Raw genomic sequence first — 7,948 nt, forward strand, 5'->3', positions numbered from 1 at the left:
CGTCCAGGAACAGCGTCGGCCCCGGTCAGAAGGTCGTGATGCCGTCCCGGTTGAGGAACACGCCGTGACCGGACTTCGTGGACCAGCAGGTCATGCCGTTCGTCTCCGACGCGCACACGAACTCACCATGGCTCGCCTGCGTGCCGTACGGCATCTCCTGCGCAGCCACCGCGGCGTCATCGTTGGTGACGGCGCCGGAGTCGGTGAACTCGGGCTCACCGCCGGGCTTGATCACGATGCTCTGGTTCGGCGCCTTCCCGGTGATCTCCTTGACGGTGCACACGGCGCCGGTCCTCGGGTCGATATCGCACCAGATGTTGCCGGAGGGGGCGCGCACCCGCGCGATCTGCAGCGCGGGGTCATCACCCTCGACGTTCGTCATCGGCTTCGCGGACGCGGGCACGTCGCCCCCGGCGCCGCGGTACGCCTCGGCGGGCAGGATGATGCGGTCACGCGTCGGCTGCTCGGAGGCCGACGGGGACGCCGAATCGCTCGGCCCGGAGCCGTCAGTGGAGTCGGCGCTCGGCGACGGGGAGGCCCCGTCGGGCGCGTCGGCACTGGGTGACTCGGAGGCCCCGTCGGCCGGTGCGTCGCTGCTGTCCGAGGCGTCCTTGCCGCCGGCGGCGGGCGACTCGGTGGCCTCGAACGCCGGGTTGGAGTTCGCGGTGTCGGGGCTGTCGCTGCGGACGGCGTCCACCATGCCGCAGCTGCTGAGGGTGAGGACGCCGGCCGCAAGGGCGAGGATTCGGCGCTTCATCGGGTCTCCACTTCACGTTGGGGGTCAGCGGACCATTCGGAGAACGATCCGGGGAACAGGTAGCCGTGGCGCAGGCCCGCGTGCTCCATCGCGAGGACGTTCACGCAGGCGCTCACACCGGAGCCGCAGTAGTTGATGACGATGCGCTCCCCCGTCGCGCCCGCGTCCTCGAACGTGCGGCGGATCTGCTCCGGGCTGCGGAAGGTCCCGTCGGCCTGCAGGTGCGCGGCGTACGGGACGTTGACGGCGGTGGGGATGTGGCCGGCGCGCGGGTCCACCGGTTCCACGTCGCCGCGGAAGCGCTCCGGCGCGCGGGCGTCCACCAGCAGGGCGCTGCGGGAGTGGGCGGCGTAGGCGACCTCGTCGATGGACACCAGGCGCACCAGCGGCTCCTCCACCGTCTCCACCGGGGTCGGGTCGTTGTGGCCGGGCTCCATCGGCACGTCCGGGTGAGCGGCGCGGTAGGCGGGCAGGCCGCCGTCGATGAGGGCGGCGGCGATGCCGGAGAAGCGGAGCATGAGAACGAGGCGGGCGGCGCCGGCCGGGTCGTCGGTGCCGTACGCGTAGACGCGGGTGTCGGTGCCGATGCCGAGGCGGGCGCGGGTGGCGGCGAAGTCGTCCTCCCTCGGCAGGGGGTGGCGGCCGGCGCCGGTGACGGAGTGGTCGCTGAGGTCGTCATCGAGGTCCACGAAGACCGCTCCAGGAATATGCCCGGTGGCGTACTCCTCACGGAACGTCGCAGCGTCCTTCGGGCCGCCGAGGGACCAGCGGACGTCGGCGATGACGACGCCGTCACCAGCAGCCGGGACGTCACCGGCCGACACGATCGGCGGCAGAGCGGTTTCAGAATTCACCGTGTCAGGCTACCCCGGTCCGGAAGTCTGGTGTACTTGGCCCATGTCACGACAGGTCGTCCTCGGTTTCGCGTTCACGCTCGCGTCCGCGTTCTTCTTCGCCGTGTCCGGAGCGGTCGCCAAGACGATGTACGCCACCGGCTGGACCCCCGGGTCGGTCGCGTTCGTGCGCCTCACCGGCGCATCCCTCCTCCTCGCGGCGCCGACCCTGTGGCAGATGCGGGGCCGGTGGGGCGAGGTCCGCGAGCATTGGCGCACCGTCCTCATCTACGGCCTCGCCGCGATGGCGGGCTGCCAGGGGTTCTACTTCGTGGCGGTGCAGGAGCTGACCGTGACGGTCGCGCTGCTGCTGGAGATGACCGCGCCGATCATGATCGTCTTCTACCTGTGGGCCGCCACCAAGGTGCGGCCGGTGGCGCTGACGTTCCTCGGCGTGATCGTGTCCATGGCCGGTGTGGTGCTGGTGCTGGACTTCCGCGGGGCGCACCTGACCGGGTTCGGTGTGGTGATGGCGCTGCTCGCCGCGGTGTGCCTCGCCATCTACTTCCTCGTGTCGTCTCAGTCGAGCATCAGCCTGCCGCCGTTCGCGTTCACGGGACTGGGGATGACGATCGGCGCGGTGGTGATCGCGGCGCTGAACCTGCTGGGGGTTATGCCGGCGGTGTTCCGCACGGCTGATGTGGTGTTCGCGGGCCGCACCATGAGCTGGCTGTGGCCGCTCGCGATGCTCGTGCTGTTCACGATCGTCGCGTACGGGTTCGGCATCCTCGGCCTGCGCCTCGTGGGCGCAACGGTGGGCGCGTTCGTGAATCTGGTGGAGGTGCCGCTGGCGGCGCTCGCCGCGTGGTTCGTGCTGGGTGAGCTGCCGACGTCGATCCAGCTTGTGGGCGGTGTGTTCATCCTGATCGGCATTGCCCTGGTGAAGTGGGGCGATGTGCGCGCTGCACGTGCGGGGACGCCGGAGACGCGGGCGGAGCGGCGCGCCCGCCGCCGCGAGGCACGGGCTGCGCGGGTTGCCCGGGCTGCACAGCCCGCCGCGGGCGCCAGCACCGAGCCGCTCGCGGGCGAGGTGAGCGGCGGCCGCCTGCCGACCGGCGAGTTCAGCCTCCCGCCGGAGATGGTGGACGACTCCCCCGCCGAGTGGCAGCCGGAGTCCGGCCGGGGTGTGCAGATCATGGAGTGAAACCGCCCTGCCAGCCGCAGAACCGGGCCAGAAGGCGGATTTCGGTCGTTTTTTGCACATCTCGCTCCTGCGCCCGGCCCGGCCCTGGCCCGGCCACGGCCTGGTCCGGCGCGAGGTCATGGGTCGCGGCTCAGCCGCGCAGCACCTGCTCGATCGCCTGTGCCACGCCGTCCTCATCGTTGGACGCCGTGACCCCATCGGCCACGGCGAGGACATCGGGGTGGGCGTTCGCCACGGCGATGCCCATCCCGGCCCAGGTGAGCATGGGGATGTCGTTGGGCATGTCGCCGAACGCCCACACGTCCGAGGCTGTCATCTCCATGACCCGCACGAAGCGGCCGAGCGCTTCGGATTTGCTGACGCCGAGCGGGGCGAGTTCGGCGAGGCCGTCGGACGTGGAGACGTGCAGCGCGGCCCGGTCCCCCACGAGCTCCTCGATGCGGCGGTGGAACGCGGCGGGGTCGAGGCGGTCGCAGCGGGCGAGGAGCTTGCCGGCGACCTCGGTGATGTCCTCCAGCGGCGCGACGATGCCGCCGTCCTCGTCGGTCTGCCCGTCGGGCGGAGTGGAGGGGTAGGCCGCCTGGCGCCAGAAACCGGAGGGCAGTTCGGCGCTCATGGCGATGCCGTCCACGGTGGAGAGGTCCTGAATGATGGACTGCAGCAGGTCGGGTTCGAAGCCGAAGTTCTCGGTGACGGTGCCGCTGTTCGGGTCGTAGGTGAAGGCGCCGTTGGCGCAGTAGATGGTGCCGTGACTGCCGGCGAGGTCGGCGAGGCGGTCCACCCAGCGGGGCGGCCGGGCGGTGACGAGGACGGTGTGGAGACCGTGGTCCCAGGCGGCGTGGAAGGCGTCGCGGGTGCGGTCGGAGACGGTGCCGTCGGCGCGCAGGAGGGTGCCGTCGAGGTCGGTGGCGATGGCGGCGGGCCGGGGCACGTCCGCGCTCAGGCGGGTCATTCGCCGCCCGTGCCCTGGTCAGCGGAGCCTGTGCCTTCGGCGACGCGGCGCAGCCGCGCGATGGAGGCGGCGAGCATCTCCTCGGTGGTGGCGGCGGCGCGGCGGAGCCGACGCTCCGCGGAGGTGGCGGGATCGAGGCGGGTCGGGTCGTAGGTGTGGGTGACCCGGGTGGCGCTCTCGCGCCCGTCGGCGTCCAGGATCGGGGTGAGCTCCCACCGCCAGCGCTGCCCGAACGGTTCCCCGCCGACTTCGCCGGGCGCCCATTCGATGAGGCGCCCCTCCTCGAACGCGGTGATGCGGTTCTCGCGGTCGGCGCCGGTGGTGAGGCGCATGGTGAAGGCCTGGCCGTCGGCGGTGATGCGCTGGCCGACGCCTGCCTCGGCGAGGTTGTCGTTGCCGTCCCAGGTGGGCTGCTGGGCGGGGTCGGCGATGAGCTCGAAGATGGTGGCGGGGTCGGCGGCGATGTCGGCGGTGGCTGCGATCGGCGTCAGGGCGTTGTCCGTCATGCATCTCACCCTACGGCAGGTCGCTGCCGCCGATAAGGTGGACTGCTCCCGTCGGCCGATCCCTCGAGCTCTGGAGGATTCTGCGTGTCCACTGCTTCCGTCCCCGCGCCGCAGGCGCCCTCGCTCACCCCTGAGCAGCGTCAGTCGTGGGTGCGGGCTGTGCGCAGTCCGCGCATGCTGCTGGTGGAGGTGGTGGGTGGCCTGGTGACGGCGCTGGCACTGATCCCGGAGGTCATCTCGTTCTCCATCATCGCGGGGGTGGATCCGCGGATGGGACTGTTCACCTCGTTCGTGATGGCGGTTGCGATCGCTGTTCTGGGCGGCCGGCCGGCGATGATCACGGCCGCGGCGGGGTCGGTGGCGCTGGTGATCGCGCCGCTGGTGCGGGAGCACGGTGTCCAGTACCTGATTGCGACGATCCTGCTGGCGGGTGTTCTGCAGATCGTGATGGGCCTGTTCGGGGTGGCGCAGCTGATGCGGTTCATCCCCCGCCAGGTGATGGTGGGCTTCGTGAATGCGCTCGCGATCCTGATCTTCATGGCGCAGATGCATGAGCTGATCGGCGTGACGTGGGTGGTGTATCCGCTGCTGGCTGCGGGCCTGGCGATCATGGTGCTGCTGCCGCGGCTGACCCGGTCGGTGCCGGCGCCGCTGGTGACGGTGGTGGTGCTGACGCTGGTGACGGTGGGGATGGGGCTGACCCATGTGCCGACCGTGGGTGACAAGGGCGCGCTGCCGGATTCGCTGCCGCAGCTGCTGATCCCGGACGTGCCGTTCGACCTGGAGACGCTTCGGGTCATCCTGCCGTACGCGGTGGGGGTGGCTTTCGTGGGCCTGCTGGAGACCCTGCTGACGGCGACGCTGGTGGATGACATCACGGACACCGGGTCGGACAAGACACGTGAATCGTGGGGCCTGGGTGCAGCGACGGTGCTCGGTGGGCTGTTCGGCGGCATGGGCGGCTGCGCGATGATCGGGCAGACGATGGTGAATGTGCGCGCTTCCGGAGCTCGCACCCGCATCTCAACTGCACTGGCCGGGGTGTTCCTGCTGGTGCTGACGGTGTCGCTGGGCGGTGTGGTGGCCGAGATTCCGATGGTGGCACTGGTGGCGGTGATGGTGGTCGTCGCGGTGACGACGTTCGACTGGCATTCGGTGGCGCCGCGGACTCTGCGGATGATGCCGCGCAGCGAGCTGGCGGTCATGCTGGTGACCGTCGCGGCGACGGTGGTCACGAGCAATCTGGCGATCGGTGTGGGCGCCGGGATCGTGCTGGCGTGCATCCTGTTCGTCCGCCGGGTGGCGCATGTGGTGACGGTGGAGCGCGAGGAGGTGTCGGAGCGGGAGGTGCGGTACTCCGTGCGCGGGGAGCTGTTCTTCGCCTCCTCGAACGACCTGTTCGCGCAGTTCGAGTACGCGCGGGATCCGGCGTCGGTCGTGATCGACATGTCGGAGGCGCATATCTGGGATGCGTCGACTGTCGCGGCGCTGGATTCGGTGATCGAGAAGTACCGGAGGGCGGGGATCACCGCGCAGGTGGCGGGCCTGAATCAGGTGAGTCGGCGGATGCGGGTGCGTCTGAGCAGGCTGTCCTCCTGACGCCGACGGGTGCCGCCTCGGCCCGATTCCCCGAAACCATTACCCAATACTGGCAGTACCACTAAACTCGCGGTATGTCTTCCGATCTCTTCGCACCGCTGCAGGCGGGCCGCACCCGTCTGCCGCACCGCATCGTCATGGGATCCATGCACCTCGGCTTCGAGGACGATCCCCGCGGCGCTCCAGCCCTGGCGGCGTTCTATGCGGAGCGCGCCGCTGGCGGCGCTGGCCTCATCGTCACCGGCGGCATCTCCCCCAACGCCGCCGGTGCCCTCACATCCGGCGGTGCCCGGCTCGACTCAGCGGACCAGCTCCCCCAGCACCGCACCGTCACCGACGCGGTGCACGCCGCGAACCCGGAGGCCCGGATCGTCCTGCAGCTCCTGCACGCCGGGCGGTACGCCGCGCACGGTGAGCCGGTGGGCCCGTCGGCCGTGGACTCCCCCATCAGCCCCGCGCCCGTCCGCGCCCTCACCGCGGCCGAGGTGGAGCAGACCATCGAGGACTTCGGCCGCGCCGCCGCCCTCGCGATCGAGGCGGGCTACGACGGCGTCGAGGTGATGGGGTCCGAGGGCTACCTGATCAACCAGTTCCTCGCGCCCGCCACGAACCGCCGCGACGATGCGTGGGGCGGCAGCGCCGAGGCCCGCCGGCGGTTCGCGTTGGAAGTGGTCCGACGGGTGCGCGCATCGATCGGGCCTGAGCCGCTGCTGTCGTACCGGATCTCGCTCGCGGACCTCGTACCCGGCGCCCAGGAGACCCACGACATCCACGCCCTCGCGCGAGGCGTGGTGGAGGCCGGCGCGGACCTGCTGATGTCCGGGATCGGCTGGCACGAGTCGCGGGTGCCGACGATCGCGACATGCGTGCCGCGCGGGCAGTTCGCACCGCTGGCGGCGGACCTCGCGGCGGCGATCGACGGCGCGGTGCCGGTGATCGCCTCGAACCGCCTGCACACCCTTGCCGATGCTGAGCGCGCCATCGCCGCAACCGGGGTGGAAGGGGTGATGCTGGCGCGCCCGTTCCTCGCCGACGCCCGACTGGTGCAGAAATGGCGCGCGCAGGCCGACGCGCCCGGCGGCCCGCGCGACGAGTCCGCACCCGCCGACTCCCCGGTCGTCACGCCGTGCATCTCCTGCAACCAGGCGTGCCTGGACCGCATCTTCACCGGCCGCCCCGCCGGCTGCGTGGTGAACCCGCGCGCCGGCCGCGAACTGCAGCTGCCGATCATGCCGCGCGCCGCCCAGGCGCAGCGGATCCTCGTGGTGGGGGCGGGCCCGGCGGGCCTGGAGACCGCGTGCCTCGCAGCGGAGGCCGGACACGAGGTCACCCTCGTGGACTCCTCCGCCGAGATCGGCGGGCAGCTCGCGTGGGCGGCGCGCATCCCCGGCAAGGAGGACTACTCACTGCTGCTGGACTCCTGGCGGGAGCGCCTGGCCCGCGGCCGCGTGAACGTCCGCCTCGGCCGCCGATTCACCGCCGAGGACATCGCGGGCGTCGGCGCGGACCGCGTGGCGCTGGCGATCGGGGTGCGGCCGCGCGACCCCCAGATCCCCGTCCACCCCGATGCGGGCCCGGACGTCATCACCTACGCGGACGTGTTCGCGGGGGCACCCGTCGGAGGCCGGGTCGCGATCGTGGGCGGCGGCGGGATCGGCGTGGACGTCGCGCAGCTGCTCGCCGAGCGCGCCGACGAGGTCCACCTGCTGCAGCGGTCCGCCCACAAGATCGGGTCACGCCTCGGCGCCACCACCGGGTGGATCCACCGCGCCGCCCTCAGGCGCGGCGGCGTCATCGGCCACACGGGCGTCACCTACGGCGCTGTGGGGGCCGACGGGTTCTCCTTCACCGATCGCGACGGCGCCGAGCAGGTGCTGGATGTGGACACCGTGGTGCTGTGCGCCGGGCAGGAGGCCGCGGACCCCGTCGGCGCACTCGGTGAGGCGATCGGCGCTGAGGCGCTCGGCGCCGAAGTGATCGGCGGGGCTCGGAAGGCCGAGGGCCTGGACCTGGAGCGCGCGATCCGCGACGCCGACGCGTGGGTGCGCACTACACTCGCCGCATGAGCACCGGCACCACCGCCCGCCCCCAGCCGAC

General features: G+C 71.7%; 7 protein-coding genes. 3 read left to right on the forward strand and 4 right to left on the reverse strand.

The window, feature by feature from the left end; translation table 11 throughout:
• Window positions 1–25: 25 nt before the first annotated feature.
• The gene (locus MHY20_RS08620) at window positions 26–757 is read right to left on the reverse strand and encodes a hypothetical protein (RefSeq protein ID WP_239376193.1); all 732 of its coding nucleotides are present in this window, start codon (window positions 755–757) and stop codon (window positions 26–28) included.
• Window positions 754–1,611 carry a sulfurtransferase gene (locus MHY20_RS08625; RefSeq protein WP_239376195.1) on the reverse strand — a complete coding sequence of 286 codons (858 nt, stop codon included), beginning with the start codon at window positions 1,609–1,611 and terminating at the stop codon, window positions 754–756. Before MHY20_RS08625 ends, MHY20_RS08620 begins: the two co-directional genes overlap by 4 nt.
• 43 nt (window positions 1,612–1,654) lie before the next feature.
• On the opposite strand from MHY20_RS08625, the gene MHY20_RS08630 reads away from it, so the two are divergent.
• Window positions 1,655–2,794, forward strand: a complete 1,140-nt coding sequence (locus MHY20_RS08630) for a DMT family transporter (RefSeq protein WP_239376196.1) — start codon at window positions 1,655–1,657, stop codon at window positions 2,792–2,794.
• A gap of 130 nt (window positions 2,795–2,924) precedes the next feature.
• Here MHY20_RS08630 and MHY20_RS08635 read toward each other — a convergent pair whose 3' ends face one another.
• Window positions 2,925–3,746 (reverse strand): HAD family hydrolase, encoded by an 822-nt coding sequence (locus MHY20_RS08635; protein WP_239376197.1) that lies wholly within the window; start codon window positions 3,744–3,746, stop codon window positions 2,925–2,927.
• Entirely contained in the window at window positions 3,743–4,252 is a 510-nt protein-coding gene (locus MHY20_RS08640) for an SRPBCC family protein (RefSeq protein ID WP_183377295.1), read from the reverse strand. Before MHY20_RS08640 ends, MHY20_RS08635 begins: the two co-directional genes overlap by 4 nt.
• 84 nt (window positions 4,253–4,336) lie before the next feature.
• Between MHY20_RS08640 and MHY20_RS08645 the strand changes: the two genes are divergently transcribed.
• Together MHY20_RS08645 and MHY20_RS08650 are read left to right on the forward strand one after the other, a co-directional pair.
• On the forward strand, window positions 4,337–5,851 hold the full coding sequence (locus tag MHY20_RS08645) for a SulP family inorganic anion transporter (protein WP_239376198.1): 1,515 nt from the start codon (window positions 4,337–4,339) through the stop codon (window positions 5,849–5,851).
• 74 nt (window positions 5,852–5,925) lie between these two features.
• Entirely contained in the window at window positions 5,926–7,917 is a 1,992-nt protein-coding gene (locus MHY20_RS08650) for an FAD-dependent oxidoreductase (RefSeq protein ID WP_239376199.1), read from the forward strand.
• The last annotated feature ends 31 nt before the right edge of the window (window positions 7,918–7,948 follow it).

The sequence above is a fragment of the Helcobacillus sp. ACRRO genome (assembly GCF_022347125.1).
GTDB lineage: Bacteria > Actinomycetota > Actinomycetes > Actinomycetales > Dermabacteraceae > Helcobacillus > Helcobacillus massiliensis.

Coding starts and splice junctions, on each gene's coding strand:
- MHY20_RS08640 (WP_183377295.1), bottom strand. CDS start 4,252: ATGACGGACAACGCCCTGACGCCGATCGCAGCCACCGCCGACATCGCC.
- MHY20_RS08635 (WP_239376197.1), bottom strand. CDS start 3,746: ATGACCCGCCTGAGCGCGGACGTGCCCCGGCCCGCCGCCATCGCCACC.
- MHY20_RS08650 (WP_239376199.1), top strand. CDS start 5,926: ATGTCTTCCGATCTCTTCGCACCGCTGCAGGCGGGCCGCACCCGTCTG.
- MHY20_RS08620 (WP_239376193.1), bottom strand. CDS start 757: ATGAAGCGCCGAATCCTCGCCCTTGCGGCCGGCGTCCTCACCCTCAGC.
- MHY20_RS08630 (WP_239376196.1), top strand. CDS start 1,655: ATGTCACGACAGGTCGTCCTCGGTTTCGCGTTCACGCTCGCGTCCGCG.